Below are 18353 nucleotides of genomic sequence, written 5' to 3' on the forward strand. Positions count from 1 at the left end.
GCATCGGAACCCAGAAAAGGGACAGAACCTCAGGACCGTTGTCCGACACCTGCAACGCGAGTTTGCCATCTCAGATTCCATCGACAAAAGCCGCCAGCAAGAGGCCAAGATTGCCCGCGACAGTCTGCCTATAGACACTTGAACATTTTAACCAATAAAGCCGCTTCACCCCCCTCTGCTGACGTGCCTTCTTAAAACAGTCAAAAATGCGGTGGTTTGCAGGCGTAAGCTTCTCTCCGATCAATGCAAGTGCCGCGATATTTGTCTCGTTCCAGCGACGGAACCGCCCGCGAAACACCATCCGGATCCGCGTGATCCGACTGGCCAAGCTTGAGTTAGAGCCGATGATGTTTCCTCCATGCTGACGGTAAAGCATCGACGGTCGAGCGTCATAACACACTTGCCCACCTACCCCGGAAATCGCCAGATACGCCCACCAATCGTGAGCAACGACTGCATTTTGCCCGGCAGCATTGATCGTCTGGCAACCTACTTGATTGAACACCATCGTATTTCCGCCGGCGATGTTCTGGACCAGCGCGTTGGCGAAGGCGGTCGGATGCCTGAACAGCGGAGAAAAACCTATGGATACGCCTTGTTCATCAATCAACTCGGTGCGGGTGCAGTACAAAGCCGCATGATCTGGCGGCTGCAAGTCGAGCCATGTAATAGCCCGTTCTAACTTATCTTCAAGCCACACGTCATCCTGATCAGCCCAGGCATAGAACTCTGATTGCCCCTCACACTTGGCCGTGAGCGTCATGAAGTTTGCGGCAAAACCCTTCTTAGGGCCTCGCAGTAGCACCAGGCGGCCCTCTCCCCAGCGAGTCCTGTATTGCTCCAGAATATGCAGAGTATCGTCGACCGAGCCGTCATCGGAGACGATCAATCGCCAATCCCCAAACGTTTGTTTTTCAATGGAGTCCAGTTGTTGCTTCAGGAATCGCCCGCCATTAAAGGTACAAAGTAACACCGAAAGCCTGGCGGGTGAAAAAGGTATAAGCTCCTCTTCGCAATGAGACTCGTCGGAATCACTGTCCATGTGTGCAGATTTAAACGAAGCTACCACTGTACCTCCCATCGCGTTGAAAATCCCAAATCCATCCAGCCGCATCAACGCTCACGTTGTTTGAAGCCGATAGCAGTTCTTCGCAAAGCAGAAACCGCATCTATTCTTGGCTTCCAGTTCAAACGCTCACAGGTTTTTGAAATATCCACCTGAAGTGAATTACACAACCGTCCTATCCACGCCTCCTTTCTCAGCACACGACCTATTCCCAGCAACAGCCACCGAGGGATAGGTAGCAGGCGAACCTTCTTGCCCAACCCGATACTTAATTCCCTTAAAAGACGAGCGGTCGATATGTCTTCGTTGTCACTGACCAGAAAGACTTGTCCCGCAGCGCCGGGGTGATCGATACACACAAATATAAGATCGACCAGATTCTCCATCGAGACCAGGCTGCGCAGATTGTTGACCGCGCCAAACGGCAGCGGAATCCCTTTATTCAACCACTTCAACATCGTAAGGAAATTTGCCCTGACGCCGTCTCCGTAGATCAGTGGCGGCCGAATGACTACGATTTCCATCCCCGTTTCCCGCCCGATTTCCATCAAAACAAGTTCGGCCTCGAGCTTCGATATCCCGTAAGGATCCTCAGGCGCCGGCTTGTCATCCGCAGTGAACGGAGCTCCAGGGAACGTCTGCTCGCCGTTCACCTTAATCGAGCTGATAAAAATGAACCGTTTTACCCCACAGCTTGCCGCATGCCTTGCCAGATTGGCCGTCGCTTGAACGTTAATCTGTCGAAAAGAAGTAAGCGGATCCTCTGTCCCTTCGTTCATCACATGCACACGCGCAGCACAATGCACCAGTACTTGGATATCCAATAGCGAAGGCCATGCCTCGGGGCGATTCAAATCTAACATCAAGACTTGGCACAGAGCATTCAATTTGATCGTGCGGCGAGACGTTCCAACAGGGATGAATCTCTCGCTGGCCAAAAGCTTCAGAATCAGCGACTCTCCGACAAAGCCACCCGCCCCGGTTACAAGCACACGTGGCGACGTCATGGGTAATTTCTTCCCAGTAAAACAGCCACCCAACACACAGCAAAAAACAGAAGCTTATCTCTTAACCGTCGTCTGCAATGTGCCGCTTTAAACGAAAGATATATCAACTGCATGCGACCCAGAGAATACCAACTGGAAACGAACGGATCTTTTTCCAGCCCAACGAGCGCAACAATTAATTTAACTTGACTGAACCACCAACCTTGGTAAATACGCCTGTAGCGAGCGATCAAAGGTCGTACGCCTTTGTTCGCTCCCACTTGGTTATTCGAATGTTGCCGATACTCCATCGCGGGTTTCGGATCGATGTACCAGCTATAACCATGGCTCCGGGCGAAGGCATAGCAATACCAATCGTGCAAACTTACTTGTTGAAGCAAATTCCAATTGGCAAGCATCGAGCTTTTCATTGATTCCGCCAGCTCCTGACACAGCACATAAGTGCAGCCAGGGCCAGCTGCCTCAAATATGAAATCCCATTGCGCCTGTGGTTGAGCCTTGTTCAGAAGATGCCTGTCGCCATTGGGCCATAAAGCGGTCACGTTGCTGGAATAAGCGTGAGCCTGCCGCGACTTTATCGCCTGGACCGCTCTCTCAAGCTTGTCAAGATGCCAAATGTCGTCTTGATCCGAAAAAGCAATATAGTCAAAGCCGCTAAAATCAACATCACGAAGCAGGCGAAAAAAATTGCGCGAAGCCCCACCGAAACGGCCCGCAGGGGGCAACAAGACTACATTGTCATAGCGTTGTGTGGCCTCCGCGCACCATTGCTCCGTCCCATCGCAGGACGGGTCAACACTGATATAAACGGTTACATGAACTGTAGACTGACGGAGGATTGAATCCAATTGCTCCCCGATCCAGCGCATTCCATTGTAGGCTGCCAATAAAACTGCGACTTGAGGCTGCGCTATTGGCATATCAGTCCAAACACCGACGGAACGCGAATGCAAAAGAGGCAACACACGCCATTCAACTTGGTGAGTCGAGTAGCTTTTGCAGATACTGACCATAGCCTGTCTTTTTGAGCGCTGCGGCTTGGGCACGCAGCTGCTCTGCAGTAATCCAACCGTTGTGATATGCAATCTCTTCCAGACACGCCACTTTCAGGCCTTGGCGCTGCTCGATGGTATGCACAAAGTGGCTGGCCTCCAGAAGAGAATCATGAGTACCAGTATCCAACCATGCGAACCCGCGACCGAGCATTTCAACGTTCAGTGCTTTTTGATCAAGATATGCCCGGTTGACATCAGTGATCTCCAGCTCTCCCCTTTCGGACGGTTTGATGCTCTTGGCGATCTCTACCACTTGATTATCGTAAAAGTACAGACCGGTTACAGCATAGTTTGACTTCGGCTTATGCGGCTTCTCTTCGATGCTTAGCGCACGACCAGACTTATCGAACTCCACCACGCCAAAACGCTCAGGGTCGGAGACATGGTAGCCGAACACTGTAGCACCTTGCTCCTGACTACACGCTGAATGCAGATTGTCTGAAAAGTGCTGACCGTAGAAAATGTTGTCGCCCAGAATTAGGCAGCAAGGATCCTTGCCAATAAACTCTTCACCAATAATGAAAGCCTGTGCCAGTCCATCGGGGCTGGGCTGCTCCGCATAGGTCAGCTTGATCCCGTACAAGCTACCGTCACCCAGCAGCTTCTGGAAACATGGCAGGTCTTCAGGTGTAGAGATAATCAGGATTTCACGCATACCGGCCAGCATCAATACCGACAGCGGGTAAAAGATCATCGGCTTGTCGTAGATCGGTAACATCTGTTTGGACACGCCGAGGGTCAATGGGTGCAGGCGAGTACCTGAACCACCGGCAAGGATGATGCCTTTACGATTTGTCGTGGTCATTTGCTTAGCACTTCCCTTAGCATTCTGGTTACACCACTTTGCCACTCCGGCAAGTGTAGAGAAAAATTGTCGCGCAGCTTTTGTGTATCTAATCGGGAATTCAGAGGACGAACAGCGGGGGCAGGATACATCGTGGCCCCAATTGGATTGATCGTCTCGACAGCGAGGGACTCATCGTTGGCCCTGGCAAATTCAATCACATGATTGGCATAACCATGCCATGAGACCTCACCAGCCGCTGCCAAGTGATAAAGGCCGCCCAATTCCGGCCGTCTCAAGACCTGCTGGATAGCAAGAGCGGTGACGTCTGCAATTAATTCAGCGCCAGTAGGAGCGCCAATCTGGTCATCAATAACATTTAAGACCTCACGCTCTCTCGCCAGGCGCAACATCGTCTTGGCAAAATTGTTGCCCCGAGCGCTATAAACCCAGCTTGTACGGAAAATCAGATGTTTGCAGCCCGTGGCGATAATCGCACGCTCTCCGGCGAGCTTGCTCTCGCCGTAAAAATTCACTGGAGCGACCGCATCTGTTTCCTTCCAGGGTTCCCGTCCCTCGCCACTAAAGACATAGTCGGTCGAGTAATGAACCAGCCAGGCTCCCAAGCGTACCGCTTCCTCAGCCATAACCTCGCTGGCTTGAGTGTTGACACGACTAGCCAGCTCTCTTTCGGACTCGGCTTTATCGACACCAGTATACGCCGCAGCGTTGACGATAAGGTCAGGTTGGATTTTGCGGATCGTTGCGCGCAGCGCTTCAAGGTCGGAAACGTCCAGATACGGACCATCGACTGAGTGACGAGCCAGCGCGACTAGCTCACCAAGCGGAACGAGTGAACGTTGGAGCTCCCACCCGATCTGCCCATTCTTACCAAGCAAAAGAACTTTCATGTTTTGTTGGAGCGGCCTGCGTAATTTTGGTCGATCCACTGCTGATAGCTACCACTTTTCACGTGGGCCACCCACTCAGCATTGCTCAGGTACCACTCGACTGTTTTTCGAATACCGCTTTCAAAGGTTTCCTCCGGCATCCAGCCCAGCTCGCGCTGGATCTTGCTTGCATCGATAGCATAGCGCTGGTCGTGGCCTGGACGATCCTGAACGTAGGTAATCAGACTCGCATGAGGTCTGTGAGCGGAATCCGGACGCAATTCATCCAACAGTTCACAGAGGGTATACACAACTTCGATGTTCTGCTTTTCATTATGACCACCGATGTTATAGGTCTCACCGACCACGCCTTCCGTCACCACCTTATATAGCGCGCGCGCATGGTCCTCGACATAGAGCCAATCACGTACCTGATCACCTTTGCCATAAACGGGCAGAGGCTTGCCTTCCAGCGCGTTGAGGATCATCAGCGGTATCAGTTTCTCGGGGAAATGGCACGGCCCATAGTTGTTGGAGCAATTGGTGACCAAAGTCGGCAAGCCATAGGTACGAGCCCATGCGCGAACCAAGTGATCGGAACTGGCCTTGCTGGCTGAATATGGCGAGCTTGGTTGATATGGAGTGGTTTCGGTGAACAGGTCTTCCGGCCCCTCGAGATCTCCGTAGACCTCGTCAGTGGAGATATGGTGGAAGCGGAATCGACTTTTACGCTCTTCCTCCAGAGCGGCCCAATAATGACGAGCAGCTTCCAGCAAGGTGTAGGTGCCAATGATGTTGGTCTGGATGAATTCAGACGGACCGGAAATCGAACGGTCCACATGGGATTCTGCGGCCAGGTGCATGACGGCATCGGGCTGATGCTCAGCAAACACGCGATCGATCTGGGTACGATCACAGATATCGACGCGCTCGAACGTATAACGAGAGCTCAGGCTGGCTTTGGCCAAGGACTCCAGATTGCCAGCGTACGTAAGCTTATCGACATTAATGACAGAGTCGGTGGTGTTGGAAATAATGTGACGGATGACTGCCGAACCGATAAACCCGGCACCGCCGGTGACTAGAATTTTCACTCGAAACCATACCCTAGAGTTACTGACAGGCCACCAACAGAGCACTGTCTGATCCATGAACGCCGAAGCCACCTTAATAGGCACGGACTTTCGACGGAAACCACCCAAGCCGACGCAGAGCTACGCCTGATCGGGGAAGGCGACGCATTTTACAGCTTAGTGAAGGATTTACTAATGGATTAGACAATTCGTAACGGAAAATTGACGTAGGCTGTCAATAAAGCTGCCTCAGACCAATCGCTTAGCCGACGCTCTGGGCCTGCGCATGAATAGCCATCCCAGAATCGGCCCGATGACCATACCTACCAACAGCGCTACGAGCATAAGTACCGAGACGGGCAGCTGCGGGCCCGTCCATCCCAGGAACAAAACCGCTACTGATTGTTGATTTTCCAGCACAAACGCCAAAACCATCAAAATCAACAAGAGGCCGGACACGGCGAGAAAAATTCGTTTCAGGCTACGCACGAGCACCTCCCTGATCTGCGATTGCTATCAAAGCCCCTCATCCTCCTCTTCGTTCACGCGATCCCGCAACTCTTTACCGGGCTTGAAATGCGGAACGAATTTGCCATCGAGACTGACGGACTGACCTGTTTTCGGGTTGCGACCTACACGAGGTGCACGATAGTGCAGGGAGAAGCTGCCAAAGCCACGGATCTCGATCCGATCGCCAGTCGCCAGACTTTGCGACATCTGTTCAAGCATAGTCTTGATGGCCAACTCGACATCCTTGGAAGAGAGCAGCCCTTGATGGGTGACAATTCGTTCGATCAACTCCGACTTCGTCATATTTTCCCCTTCTTTTTCAAGCAGCTAGGTAGCGCTTCAGAGGTTTTAGCACGCCAGGATGATTTTGAACAGCTCAAGTCTTGACTAATCTGCCGGTGTATATTTTGTGATACTGGGCATGCGCGTCCTAGAGGACATTCCCTCACGAGCCGAACCACAAAAAGCTCAAGGATGGGGTCCCACTGCATGGAAATGCCCTTTTTTGCCATGACTGCTTTTTACAGCATCTCGATGCTCCTTTCGCCACGATCCAACCTCCCCAACTCCTGCATCAAAGGAGATGCCCGAATGGCCAGCCCCACCGCAATCCTAAGAGCCACGTCGCGTTGCCCGCCAGAATCCTCGCGAGTGATGAACGGGGCACGGGGGCCAGACCACCGCAGCCCTCCGGGCCAGTTTTAGCTAAACAATCCAAAGTTATGGCTTCACGGGTCAGATATGACTATGATTCCTCCCGTGTAGGAAGGATCTGCACACGTAGCTGGAATAGTCCTGCGCTGCCTTAGGAAACTACGTGGTAACAGGTAGTCCCATCGATGCCGTACTAACGAAATCGAGCCCGAGACAGCCTAGGAAGAAAGGTTTTTGACACAAGCGAATGTCTGGTCCCGTGTTCCCTTTACCGCCTCTACGGGCTTGATGGGTATGCGGACATGTAACGTGCCCTTTACCGAAACGAACAATTGTCCATTTCCGCTTATTTGCTGCATGTCTGGCATGGCCCACGCTACCAAGTCTTGTGGCAGATTTGCTGGGGGCGCTCGAACAGGGCCGCCACCGGAAGCACTGACCTTCGCACGTGGAAAGCCTCCTATTGTCCGGAACGAGATAAGGAGATCGCTTTTCGTCCTGCTTGCTTCACCCTGCTTTACCGGCCCAGTGCCACACCAATAGAGCTTGAGCACCAGCGATCTTCGCCGGCTTCCAAGTTATCTATCCAACACTTGCATAAAACCCGATCGGTATGTACAGCGCCTTCAAGCTTTGGCCAAACCTACCTATAAGGATATTCCCATGTCGATTCAGCTGTTCGTTCCAAAATTCCGCATTGATGAATGCCTCGCCGCGATTCGCGAATGTCTCGAAAAAGGCTGGACCGGCCTAGGCTTCAAGACAGCCACCATGGAAGAAGAATGGAAAACCTACACCGGTTTACCACACGCTCACTTCCTGAGCTCCAATACAGTTGGCCTGCACCTGGCCGTTGAGCTGTTCAAGACCAAGTTTGGCTGGGCCAATGATGATGAAGTCATCACCACTCCACTGACATTCATTTCCACCAACCATGCCATTCTGTATGCCGGTATGAAGCCGGTATTTGCTGATGTCGATGAATCGTTGTGCCTGGATCCGGAGAGCGTCGTTGAACGCATCACCTCGAAGACCAAAGCACTGATTTTCGTCGGTATCGGCGGTAACGTTGGGCAATACCAGAAAATAGTGGAGATCTGTAAAGAGCGCGGCATCAAGCTTATTCTCGACGCAGCCCACATGGCGGGCACCCGCGTCAACGGCAAGCATGTCGGCCAGGAAGCAGACAGCGTCGTGTTCAGCTTCCAGGCGGTCAAGAACCTGCCGACTGCCGACTCCGGCATGATCTGCTTCAGGGATCGCGAAGATGACGAGCGCGTTCGCAAACTGACTTGGCTGGGCATCAACAAAGACACCTTTGCACGTACTGCCGCACAAGGTGCCTATAAGTGGATGTATGACGTGGAGGAGCTGGGCTACAAGTATCACGGCAACTCGATCATGGCCGCGATGGGCCTGGTGCAGCTAAAGTATCTGGACCTGGATAACGCTTACCGCCGTCAGCTGGCCTCCTGGTATCGCGAGAACCTGGCTGGTCAGACCAAAATCAGCATTGTCGACGTTACGCCTGGCTGCGAGTCTTCGACTCATTTGCTGCAAGTCCGCGTCAAGGATCGGGACGCAGTCATGCTGGCCCTGAACGAACATCAGATCTATCCTGGCGTGCATTACCGCGACAACACCGAATACGCTATGTACTCGTTCGGCGCAGGAACCTGCCCTAAAGCGGCTAAGGCCAGCCAGGAAATCCTGTCGCTGCCGATGCACCTCGGTCTTACCCGCGCAGACGTCGATACTGTGTGCGAACTCCTGATCCGCTACGCAAAATGAAGCGTTCACTCCCCTCGTTTGGAGACGACGCGTTGCGTCTTCGCTTAATCGAAGAGAGTGACTTACATGAGACCTTGTCCTGGCGTAACCGGGACGAGGCTCGTGTCTGGTTCAAGACTTCGACTCCATTAACCTATGAGCAACATTCCAATTGGTTTCACAAGCATTACCAGCCTAAGGACACTGACTATCTGTTCGTCGTTGAAGCGGAAGGTTCGCTGGTAGGGCAAGCGTCCGTCTACGCAATTGACTGGCAGGCACGCTCGGCCGAAGTTGGTCGGTTCCTGGCTGATCCGGATTGTGCAGGGCGCGGCTATATCAGTCGAGCGTGTGGGATCCTGTTGAGGATCTGTTGGGAAGTACTTGATCTGGAATACGTTTTTCTCGAAGTAATCGAGACTAACGAACGTGCCATCCGCCTATACCTCAAGCATGGCTTTCAGGAAGAGCAGCGTTACGAGGGATTGATTAGAATGGGCGTGCGGAAGAACCAGGCGGGAATTGAATGACGAGTGTCACAAGACTGTTTATCGATAGCGGCCGCGCATTGAAAATGTGGCGTGTTTGGACATATCTGGGCGTTCAGGATATCAAGGCAAGATTTCACCGGTCGTTCATAGGTCCGCTATGGATCGTGCTGACAACCGGTTTCTTTGTCACAGGTGTCGGTCTCATCTACGGACTGTTATTCGGTCAGCCCGTCCACGAGTTCTTGCCCTATCTGGCATGCGGTTTTGCACTGTGGGGGTTCATCGTCGCGTCCATCACTGATGCCAGCGCAACCTTTGTCAGGGCCGAGGGATACATCAAGCAATTTTCTTATCCCAAGCAGATCTATCTGCTGAGAACCCTGATATCAAGCGTTATCGTACTGCTCATCGGTATCGCGGTGGTGATACCGGTGCAGCTGTTTTTTCATGAAGTCAACGCGATGGGCTGGCTATATACCATTCCAGGGCTGTTGCTTCTGATCATGGCGGCCTTCGGACACATCACGATTAGCGCCTACCTCGGCGCCCGATTTCGCGATTTTCCCCACGCAATGGCTGTGATGCTGCAAATGATGTTCTTCGTCACGCCCATCATGTTCCCGATTCAGATGTTGCATGAAAAAGGGCTTGGGTTCATTTATCAGCTCAATCCGCTTTATTATCTTATTGATGTCGTACGACACCCAATCATCCAGGGTGAACTGGCACTACCTGAAAACTACATGTGGGCTGGTGTCTACGTACTGACTTCCTGGCTTCTGTCACTACTCGTGGCCATGAAGCTCGACTCTCGCGTGGTATTCCTTTTATGACTCATGCATCACTTGTCCTGAAGAATGTCGATATTACTTTCGAAGGAGCATTGAGCAGCGAAGAGGGGTTGAAAAGCTGGGTCAGGCGCAAGTTGCTGACACGCAACGCAGCGACTGCCACCAATTATCGCATCGCCGCGCTGCAAGGCATTAACCTGGAGATCAACCATGGAGAACGCGTTGGGCTGATAGGGCTCAATGGTGCGGGCAAGAGCACTTTGCTAAAAGTGATGGCGGATATTTACCCACCGACGTCAGGCACCGTTTCAATCAAGGGCCATGTCTGCCCAATGTTTGAATTCGCTACCGGTTTCGAAATGAACCAGTCGGGCTGGGACAACATTCGTATTCGCGGTCTGTTGCTGGGCATGTCACCGGAGGCGATTGAAGAAAAACTTCCAGAGATCGCCAAGTTCACCGAGCTTGGAGACTTTCTTGATTATCCAGTACGAACATATTCCTCAGGAATGTTCATTCGCCTGGCGTTTGCCGTATCGACTAGTATCAATCCGGAAATTCTCCTGATCGACGAGGTCATGGGAGCCGGCGACATCTCCTTTGCAGAGAAAGCCAAGCGTCGAATGTTTGAATTCATGGAGCAGGGCAAGATTCTGGTATTTACAACTCACAATTTTAGCCTCTTGAATGACTTCTGCAACAGGACAATATGGTTGCACAAGGGCCAGATAGTGGCAGACGGCCCCACTGACGAGATCGTCAAGCGCTACAACGATGCGCATACGAACAGCCTGTAATCAAGTAACAAGCATCCCGTTAGAAGGAAGAATATGATAGGGACATCAACACTCAAGAATATCCAAGCGTTACGCTTGTTCGCCGCAGCGCTGGTATTCTTGCAGCACGCCTACTTTTTCTCGAGTCAAGTCACTGGAGACGCGGCCCTAGACTTTCGAAAATTTAATTTCGGCGGCGTAGGCGTTTACGTCTTCTTTATTATTTCCGGTTTCGTAATAGCTCTTCAAACCGATAAAAAACCCAAACTTTTTGCCAGTCATCGATTGGCGCGGATATACCCGGCCTACTGTATTGCACTGATAACTTCAACCGCAATTTTTTATCTTTTTTCTACTCATCGCCCTGCCTTGAGCAACTGGGCATCACTCCTTTTGTTTCCTTCAGGCTCATTGAACGATTCTTTCCAGGTGCCGTATTGGACACTTATATATGAGATGTTCTTCTACACGTTTATCGTTCTATTAATGCTGCTAACACGAGCACGGGCGCCGCTGATGAACGCCGCCTTATTATTGTGGTTGGCATCGATTCTTGTCGCCGGTCATAACGGTGTATCAATCAGCCTACCCAGCCCGGACTACACTACGATTTTCCTGTCTCCCCTTAATATATTTTTCATTACCGGTTATTTTCTCGCCCGCCTCACTCTTTCACCCCATAAGACCTCAGCCTATATGGGATTTCTCCTCATTGGCGCAGAATCAATTTTCTTTGCAGAATCCAGATATTTGCTAAGTACCTCGCTGGTCGGCGCGATGCTTATCCTGTTCGCCATCCAGCTAAAACCTTTCCCCAAGTTATTAACTATTTTAGGGGACTACTCATACGGTATCTATTTACTGCACTTGCCAATTATTTATTGCCTGTATCTGGCCCTCAAGGCATCAGGTGCCACGTTCCATACCTCCTTGTTGCTGATGACGCTCGTAGCGCTCCCCACCTCTATAGCTTTTGGCAAGTTTGAGTACTGGCTATATCAACAGAAGATACGGCCAATGGTTGATCGCCTGCTCTCTCATCACACCACGCCCCAACTAAAACAGCCCTTGGAACAGCCATGAAATTTAGCGACTTTTCTACTGACCTTAAGGTCTACGCCAGTAGCAAGGCTCCGTCGGCCCCTAAAGTCACCGTGATCCTGCCTACTTACTCTCGCGGACATGGCCCGCTCCAGGAATCCATCGACAGTGTGCTGGCCCAGAGCTACGAAGATTTCGAGCTGATCATTGTGGATGATGGCTCTCGGGACGGGTCCGCGGCGGTGTTGCAGGAATACCTGAAGAAAGATCCACGCATCATCGTCCACTCCTACCATAAAAACAGTGGACTGCCGGCCCTGCGGGTCAATCAAGCCGCGCTCCTAGCGAAAGGCAAGTACATCGCTTATCAGTTCGACGATGATTTATGGACGCAACACAGCCTGCAGGTACGTGTAGAGCAGCTTGATAAATGCAGCAAATCTGCAGTTGTCTATGGAAATGCCAGTGTCGACATTGCACTTGCTGACGGAACGACAACCTCCCGGAAGCTGGGCGGTCCCTTCAATTACGGTTTGTTGATGAACGCTAACTACATAGCGAACAATACCGTAATGCATCACAAAGCGCTGTACGATATCGCCGGCATGTACGACTCGCACGTCATGATGCGGCGTTTTTCGGATTACGATCTGTGGCTAAGATTTGCCAAACATGCCGATTTTATTTGGGTGGATGAGGTAACGTCGCATGTGCGCGCTAACCTGGCCGACTCGCTGGGCAAGGAAATTCCTCTGTTCTTCACCCGGTACCGCAAGAGTCTGTCCATACCACGGGACCAGTTGCTGACGCCCGCGGCCATCGGCAACTATGACGTTGTCGATCTCGCGCAGTTTTCCGGCTCGTTCACCGATGCGGAGATCAACGAATACCGGCGAATGGAAGCTATTCCCTTCCTGACGAAGTTTAATGATTACTGCAGCGATAGCGAAATGGCTGTGGCAGCGGGCGCCCGCGGTCGCAAATTGCATTTGTTGACCGTCAAGCCGGACTACTCCACTTCGGTCGATGTCACGATCAATAATTTCACGACGCTGCCGGAGCAACGTGCGGTCAATAGCACTTTCGTCAAGGAAAACGAGCTGCTGACCGTCGATTTGACCGGTATCGACGTGGCAGTGCTCTACCGCACCGTTGGCGCTGCCGCCAGTCATTTCATCAATATCCAAAAGGGCAAGACGCCCATGGCATATTTGATGGATGACAACATGCTGCACTTCCATTCGGTTGGACCGCAGCACAGCTTCCTGGCGCCAGGCACGCCGGCGTACCAGGAGATTGTCCATCAGATCAAGAATGTGGATTGCTGCATCGGGTACAGCGATGCGATCAATGAGGATCTGGGCGAACTCAACAGCAAGACAGCCCGACTCCATACCAATATCCATGCCCGATTCGTTCAGAAGCGCACATATCGTCGCGACAAGCGTCTGAAGTTCGCCATTATGTCCGGGGCTGTGCGCGAAGATATCTTGCGCGAGCTATGGCCGGCGCTATCAAGTTTCGTCAGTAAGAATTCGAACTCCGTGGAGTTTCATTTCTGGGGATTGGACCCGGATAAATTCGGCCCCTTGGATTGCCCGGTGTATTTCAAGCCGTTCACCCATGTCTATGAAAGTTACGTGCGGGATTTGAGCATGTGCAGCTTTGACGTGGCACTGGTCCCTCTCGACTTCAGTACACGGGCAGCGCGCAGCAAAAGCCCCGTCAAGCTTTTGGAATCAGTCGCTGCGGGGGCGGTCTGCATCTTCACTGACGCAGTCCCTTATTCCGATATCCCGGACGCCTGTTGCATCAAGGTCGAGAACACTGTCGAAGCGTGGGAAAGTGCTTTGGCCAAAGCGTACTCGATGAGCCAGCAGGAACGGACCGAGATGCTTGAAAATGCTCGTGACCTGGTTCTGTCGCGGTATACCACCGAATCACAGTTCTACGACTTCCTGGCTACTTTCGAATCCGTTCGCCTGCACTCGAGGCTCGGCGACAAGACTATCGCCTATAGTTTCCACGAAGCAGCGCTGGGCGGCGCCACGCTTCATCTGATCAGGCATGCGAGCCTCGTTGCGTCCCTTGGCTTCCGTGTCCTGGGGCTCGTTCCCAAAGATGCTGTCTATAGCAGCGCATTCAAATCGCGTTGGGATGCGGCCACTGGCGGAGCTGATTTGATAGAAGAAAGTTGGCCGTCGGGCTACACGGAACCCCCTCAGCCCCAGCGCCCATTCCAACCGCAGGATGAGTTGGCTGCAAATATTCTCGCCCGCCGTCTGGCGAACAATAATATCGGCCTGCTGCACTTTACAACCTGGTCACCCACCATGAGCTTGCTGGCCAAACGGCTGGGCATTCCATGTACAGCAAGTGTCCATCAATACTACGAAGGCGCCGATAAGTTTGTTGTTCGCTTTGCCGACTCGATCCATTGCTCTTCGCTTACTCACGGATTTAAATGGGCGAGCCTGTCGAAAAGCCCGGCCAGACGCATCGTCTGCCCAGTTGCTGACGATTACTTCAAGGCGTTTGGTGAAAATCGTAAGCGTGTGGCAAACACCCAGAACGCACTTCGCATTCTCGTCTCGGGCACACTCCAGCCCAGGAAAAACCAGTTGGGTGCAATCCAGGCCGCAATATTGCTGAACGAAGCCGGATTTGATGTCTCTGTGGACCTGATTGGCTATGACGTATTCAACGACGTGTATGTCCAACAATGCACTTCATTGATCAAAAACAGCGGTTTCCCAGACAAATTCACGCTGCATGGCTTTATTGATGATCCGAAGCCCTTCTATGACCAAGCGGATCTGCTACTGATTTCTGCCACTGACGAATCGATGCCGCAAACCATGCTGCAAGCCATGGCGATGGGTATCCCGGTGGTTTCGACGAACGTAGGTGGCGTGGGCGAGATTATCAAACACCGCTACAGTGGCTTCCTTTCCAAGAACGATAGCCCTGAAGCGATGGCCGCCGCGATTTCGGAATATATGCGCCTTTCACCTGAACAGCGCCTGGAAATTGTGGACCGTGCTCAGAGATCCATGCAGTTCCTCGCCCGGCCTACGTACGTTCGATCCGAACTGGTGGATTTGTACAACCAGGCGTTTGATGAGTTCTCCAAACATCAAGTCCCGGTACAGTCCGCATCAGTAGCGGAAAAGAGACCGTCGATACCTTCAAATGAAGATATGCTGCTCGAAACTCTTTTTACAACGCGCAGTCAGATCAGCCAAATGTGCAGAGCCCTGGATAAATGAAACCTGAAAACGAACCAGTAAGGATCGACCTCGGCTGCGGTAAACGCAAGCAAGAAGGGTTCATCGGAATTGATCGCTTTCCTATGCCGGAAGTCGATATTCTGGCCGATATTGATGCAGTTCTACCGTTAGAAGATGATTCGGTTGATCTGCTGTTTTCATCACATGCCTTGGAACACACCAAGGACTTGATGTTCACAATGCGCGAAATTTATCGTGTGTGTAAGCACGGCGCTCAGGTATGCATCATCGCGCCTTATTACGAACAGAAACTGAACGTCGCAAACCCCTACCACCTCACCGTATTCAATGAGCACACGCCTCGTTTCTGGACGGACCATCCCGAGACGCCAGTAGACCCGCTTGATTATCCTGACCCGGTACAACGTCCATGGGGACTTTCAAAGTCGGACAACTCCAACCCGGGCCTTGATATTCGATTGATCAACGTTGAGTTTTTCTATTTCCCCGAATACAGCCACCTTCCTCTTGAACAAAAGAGAAAGTTTCGTAACGAACGGTTCAACGTATGTGAACAGATCATGTACCAGCTTATCGTTTGGAAAGGTGATGAACGCTCGCCTGACGCCAGCTTCTCCGATTATGTCGACGCGTTCGTACCCTATGAACCTTATTACATCAGGCACCTTAAGATGCACGAGCAAGAACAGATCATTCAAAAATTCACCCAAAGTGAAGCGGCGCTTCGTCAGCGTATCGAAGAACTGAAACTTGAGCTCGCTAACAGAACACCATTGGCTCAGGCCCCAGATGTGGCTGTCGAGCGGCGCATCAATGAGCTGACCGAAGATCGAGCGCAATCTGAACGCCTGCTCCATGAGACAAGAACTGAAAACCATCACCTGCGCTTGCAGGTAATGGGGCTGTTTGAAAAGACCGAACTGCTGAATAATCAGCTTCATGAAAGCAACATCAAACTGATGAAGTCCGAGCTGCAGCATCAATTGCTGAATGATAAAGCGCTGAGCCTCAACGAACAAAATATGCAACTTCAGGATAAAGCCGCACAATCATCTGCACGGCTTGACGAGCTCATGCAGAGCCTGAGTGATGCCCAGTCTGCTGCCACGCAAGCCAATCACGAAGTCCTGGCCCTGGTACGGACAAACCAGGAATTGCGTGACAAACTGGAAAGCCTGGCAACTATTGAGGCGAGAGTAGCCTTGCTCAAGGCCGAGCTGCTTACGGCCAACGGCATCATCGATTGGTACCGTGCCAAGGAAGGTTCCTGGAAAAGCGAGCACAGCCGGCTCAACGAGGAATTGACCTCGGCGCGGCAAGCTTCCCAAATCCAGTCGCCACTGGCGCAAGAGGTGAAACATCTGAAACTGGCGCTCAGCAATGCACAGCAGCATGCCGATCATTCGCGCCATGAGGCGCTCCAGGTAATCGACAATCTCCAGACAGAAGTAAGCGGCTATCGAGCCTCTCGCTCCGTGCAACTGGTCTCGCTGTACAAGAGCAAAGGCTCACTGTGGGACTCGATCTCACCGGCATTTTCTTCCCTCAGGAATTTCACGGAAAAACACCTTCTCAACACTTCCCGCCCGATGCTGGCCTTGGGGGATGACTTGAGAAATGTTCCGTATCGGGAGTACCTCATGCCGATCAAACAAGACAATCTTCGCCGTATAACCCTGGCTATCCGACCATTAATGCGCGGAAACCAAGGGCTGGTGGGTATCGAAATTGTCTCCAGCGACAAGGAGGTCGTTGCACAGGTCGCCCTGCCGCTGGCCGTCGTCAATCCTGATGCGCCGACGCATTTCGAGCTTCCGGCAGCGACGACATTGGAGAAGAACTGGTATTTGCGCATTTTTGTCAAAGACTCCGACGTTCCCGTTGGTCTTTATGAAGTCAGCGAGTATTCGCTGATCAGAAAGCGCTACAAATACTTCCCTTTTGCCGCACTACAGTAATGGCTGAAGGTCGCAGCTTGATAAAGCCAAACATAGATATCCTGCTGGTCATCGAAGGGGAGATCGCCACGACCCATTTGATCGAGCATATGCTATCTGCCTGTGAGCCTTACGGAATCGTTTACCGTAAGGTCTTCCTGGCTGCGCTGAAACCTTCGGATATTCGAAAAACCACCATTCCGTTTTTTGTCCGCAGCGGCGATCCGTCGCTGCGGCTCTGGATTGACAGGCTACACAACGCCCACCACCCGTTCATCTATTACATAGATGATAACTTCTGGAAAATCGAGGGCGACTCCCCTATTGCCCTTTACTACCAGCACCCACTTATCCGTCACACGTTGGAGGCCGCCGTTTCCGGGGCCTACCGCGTATTGACCAACTCTGACCTGCTGGCGGATTTCCTGTATCAGTTCAATGAAAAAATCGAAATATTGCCATCATTTTTCGATTTTTCATTATTAAGGGCTGCACAACCCTTGACGCACGGGGAGTTGCGTATCGGGTTTGCAGGAAGCCCATCCAGAGTCGATGATCTGGAGATCATCAAACCGGTGATTCGGCCGATATTGGACGCGTATCCGCAGGTAGTATTCGAATTCATAGGCGCTACGCCGTCTGACCTGGGGTCTGATAGTCGCATACGTACCTTTCCCCACAATGGCGACTATGAAGGTTTTATACATTTCAAACAGGAGCGACAGTGGTCGATCGGACTAGCACCACTGATCGATAATTACTCTAATCGCTGCAAAACCAACAACAAATACCGAGAGTATTCAGCGTGCGGCATAGCCGGAATTTATTCGAATATGCCACCCTATCAACGTTCAGTCGTCGATGGTGAAACCGGGCTGCTGACCGAACATACGACTCAAGCGTGGATTTCAGCCATAAGCCGGTTGATTTCCGATCCCGCCCTGCGAGCCAGAATTGCGAGCAACGCCTATGAAGACGTTCTTGAAAAGCATAGCGTTGAACGGGTAGCAATGATCTGGTCCAATCACTTTACTCAGGTTCAGCGGCACATGAAGCGCACCAGGATCAAACCGCTGCGTATCAATAAGCTGAAATCTTATCTTCTCGCGCACTTCCTGCGATTCGAGTCGCTATGGGTGCGGGCTTCTACCGTCTACGCTGAAGGGGGATTGCGCCTAGTCGCCGAGAAGCTCATTAATCGCATTAAATTTGTCTTGCTACGCGACAAAGCTCTTTGAAAAGCCTCTCGATAGTGGC

At 51.9% G+C, this 18353-nt stretch carries 16 protein-coding genes; 8 read left to right on the top strand and 8 right to left on the bottom strand.

The annotated features are described in order from the left end of the window. Positions 1 to 70: 70 nt before the first annotated feature. The 8 genes from ACLEJR_RS02705 to ihfB all read right to left on the bottom strand — a co-directional run bounded on the left by ACLEJR_RS02705 (position 71) and on the right by ihfB (position 6688). Complete coding sequence (locus tag ACLEJR_RS02705) at positions 71 to 1114, bottom strand: glycosyltransferase family 2 protein (RefSeq protein WP_440812001.1); 1044 nt, start codon at positions 1112 to 1114, stop codon at positions 71 to 73. Further along, positions 1114 to 2073 (bottom strand): UDP-glucose 4-epimerase family protein, encoded by a 960-nt coding sequence (locus tag ACLEJR_RS02710; protein ID WP_440795604.1) that lies wholly within the window; start codon positions 2071 to 2073, stop codon positions 1114 to 1116. The genes ACLEJR_RS02705 and ACLEJR_RS02710 overlap by 1 nt, the downstream gene beginning before the upstream one ends. After that, positions 2070 to 2993 (bottom strand): glycosyltransferase, encoded by a 924-nt coding sequence (locus tag ACLEJR_RS02715; protein ID WP_440812118.1) that lies wholly within the window; start codon positions 2991 to 2993, stop codon positions 2070 to 2072. Before ACLEJR_RS02715 ends, ACLEJR_RS02710 begins: the two co-directional genes overlap by 4 nt. Positions 2994 to 3045: 52 nt before the next feature. Beyond that, the gene (rfbA, locus tag ACLEJR_RS02720) at positions 3046 to 3933 is read right to left on the bottom strand and encodes a glucose-1-phosphate thymidylyltransferase RfbA (protein ID WP_440795606.1); all 888 of its coding nucleotides are present in this window, start codon (positions 3931 to 3933) and stop codon (positions 3046 to 3048) included. After that, positions 3930 to 4823, bottom strand: a complete 894-nt coding sequence (gene rfbD, locus ACLEJR_RS02725; protein WP_440795608.1) for a dTDP-4-dehydrorhamnose reductase — start codon at positions 4821 to 4823, stop codon at positions 3930 to 3932. Before rfbD ends, rfbA begins: the two co-directional genes overlap by 4 nt. Further along, the gene (gene rfbB / locus ACLEJR_RS02730) at positions 4820 to 5896 is read right to left on the bottom strand and encodes a dTDP-glucose 4,6-dehydratase (RefSeq protein WP_440795609.1); all 1077 of its coding nucleotides are present in this window, start codon (positions 5894 to 5896) and stop codon (positions 4820 to 4822) included. Before rfbB ends, rfbD begins: the two co-directional genes overlap by 4 nt. Before the next feature lie 228 nt (positions 5897 to 6124). Further along, positions 6125 to 6364 (bottom strand): lipopolysaccharide assembly protein LapA domain-containing protein, encoded by a 240-nt coding sequence (locus ACLEJR_RS02735; RefSeq protein ID WP_440812004.1) that lies wholly within the window; start codon positions 6362 to 6364, stop codon positions 6125 to 6127. Positions 6365 to 6391: 27 nt separating this feature from the next. Beyond that, positions 6392 to 6688: an integration host factor subunit beta gene (gene ihfB / locus ACLEJR_RS02740; RefSeq protein ID WP_440795612.1), complete on the bottom strand. Its 297-nt coding sequence runs from the start codon at positions 6686 to 6688 to the stop codon at positions 6392 to 6394. A gap of 1014 nt (positions 6689 to 7702) precedes the next feature. On the opposite strand from ihfB, the gene ACLEJR_RS02745 reads away from it, so the two are divergent. Genes ACLEJR_RS02745 through ACLEJR_RS02780 form a run of 8 tightly spaced genes read left to right on the top strand, consistent with a single transcriptional unit; the run spans position 7703 to position 18334 of the window. Beyond that, positions 7703 to 8830: a DegT/DnrJ/EryC1/StrS family aminotransferase gene (locus tag ACLEJR_RS02745; protein WP_440795614.1), complete on the top strand. Its 1128-nt coding sequence runs from the start codon at positions 7703 to 7705 to the stop codon at positions 8828 to 8830. Further along, positions 8827 to 9339, top strand: a complete 513-nt coding sequence (locus tag ACLEJR_RS02750; RefSeq protein WP_440812007.1) for a GNAT family N-acetyltransferase — start codon at positions 8827 to 8829, stop codon at positions 9337 to 9339. Before ACLEJR_RS02745 ends, ACLEJR_RS02750 begins: the two co-directional genes overlap by 4 nt. After that, on the top strand, positions 9336 to 10133 hold the full coding sequence (locus tag ACLEJR_RS02755) for an ABC transporter permease (RefSeq protein ID WP_440812009.1): 798 nt from the start codon (positions 9336 to 9338) through the stop codon (positions 10131 to 10133). The genes ACLEJR_RS02750 and ACLEJR_RS02755 overlap by 4 nt, the downstream gene beginning before the upstream one ends. Next, positions 10130 to 10888, top strand: a complete 759-nt coding sequence (locus tag ACLEJR_RS02760; RefSeq protein WP_440812012.1) for an ABC transporter ATP-binding protein — start codon at positions 10130 to 10132, stop codon at positions 10886 to 10888. The genes ACLEJR_RS02755 and ACLEJR_RS02760 overlap by 4 nt, the downstream gene beginning before the upstream one ends. Positions 10889 to 10921: 33 nt before the next feature. Continuing rightward, positions 10922 to 11950 carry an acyltransferase family protein gene (locus tag ACLEJR_RS02765; RefSeq protein ID WP_440812014.1) on the top strand — a complete coding sequence of 343 codons (1029 nt, stop codon included), beginning with the start codon at positions 10922 to 10924 and terminating at the stop codon, positions 11948 to 11950. Next, on the top strand, positions 11947 to 15177 hold the full coding sequence (locus tag ACLEJR_RS02770; protein WP_440812016.1) for a glycosyltransferase: 3231 nt from the start codon (positions 11947 to 11949) through the stop codon (positions 15175 to 15177). Before ACLEJR_RS02765 ends, ACLEJR_RS02770 begins: the two co-directional genes overlap by 4 nt. After that, entirely contained in the window at positions 15174 to 17117 is a 1944-nt protein-coding gene (locus ACLEJR_RS02775; RefSeq protein ID WP_440812018.1) for a methyltransferase domain-containing protein, read from the top strand. Before ACLEJR_RS02770 ends, ACLEJR_RS02775 begins: the two co-directional genes overlap by 4 nt. Further along, positions 17117 to 18334, top strand: a complete 1218-nt coding sequence (locus ACLEJR_RS02780; protein ID WP_440812021.1) for a glycosyltransferase — start codon at positions 17117 to 17119, stop codon at positions 18332 to 18334. The genes ACLEJR_RS02775 and ACLEJR_RS02780 overlap by 1 nt, the downstream gene beginning before the upstream one ends. Positions 18335 to 18353 lie beyond the last annotated feature (19 nt).

Origin of the sequence: Pseudomonas sp. SMN5 (assembly GCF_052041925.1) — a bacterium.
GTDB lineage: Bacteria > Pseudomonadota > Gammaproteobacteria > Pseudomonadales > Pseudomonadaceae > Aquipseudomonas.

Coding starts and splice junctions, on each gene's coding strand:
- ACLEJR_RS02705 (WP_440812001.1), bottom strand. CDS start 1,114: ATGCGGCTGGATGGATTTGGGATTTTCAACGCGATGGGAGGTACAGTG.
- ACLEJR_RS02710 (WP_440795604.1), bottom strand. CDS start 2,073: ATGACGTCGCCACGTGTGCTTGTAACCGGGGCGGGTGGCTTTGTCGGA.
- ACLEJR_RS02715 (WP_440812118.1), bottom strand. CDS start 2,993: ATGCCAATAGCGCAGCCTCAAGTCGCAGTTTTATTGGCAGCCTACAAT.
- rfbA (WP_440795606.1), bottom strand. CDS start 3,933: ATGACCACGACAAATCGTAAAGGCATCATCCTTGCCGGTGGTTCAGGT.
- rfbD (WP_440795608.1), bottom strand. CDS start 4,823: ATGAAAGTTCTTTTGCTTGGTAAGAATGGGCAGATCGGGTGGGAGCTC.
- ihfB (WP_440795612.1), bottom strand. CDS start 6,688: ATGACGAAGTCGGAGTTGATCGAACGAATTGTCACCCATCAAGGGCTG.
- ACLEJR_RS02745 (WP_440795614.1), top strand. CDS start 7,703: ATGTCGATTCAGCTGTTCGTTCCAAAATTCCGCATTGATGAATGCCTC.
- ACLEJR_RS02750 (WP_440812007.1), top strand. CDS start 8,827: ATGAAGCGTTCACTCCCCTCGTTTGGAGACGACGCGTTGCGTCTTCGC.
- ACLEJR_RS02755 (WP_440812009.1), top strand. CDS start 9,336: ATGACGAGTGTCACAAGACTGTTTATCGATAGCGGCCGCGCATTGAAA.
- ACLEJR_RS02760 (WP_440812012.1), top strand. CDS start 10,130: ATGACTCATGCATCACTTGTCCTGAAGAATGTCGATATTACTTTCGAA.
- ACLEJR_RS02765 (WP_440812014.1), top strand. CDS start 10,922: ATGATAGGGACATCAACACTCAAGAATATCCAAGCGTTACGCTTGTTC.
- ACLEJR_RS02770 (WP_440812016.1), top strand. CDS start 11,947: ATGAAATTTAGCGACTTTTCTACTGACCTTAAGGTCTACGCCAGTAGC.
- ACLEJR_RS02775 (WP_440812018.1), top strand. CDS start 15,174: ATGAAACCTGAAAACGAACCAGTAAGGATCGACCTCGGCTGCGGTAAA.
- ACLEJR_RS02780 (WP_440812021.1), top strand. CDS start 17,117: ATGGCTGAAGGTCGCAGCTTGATAAAGCCAAACATAGATATCCTGCTG.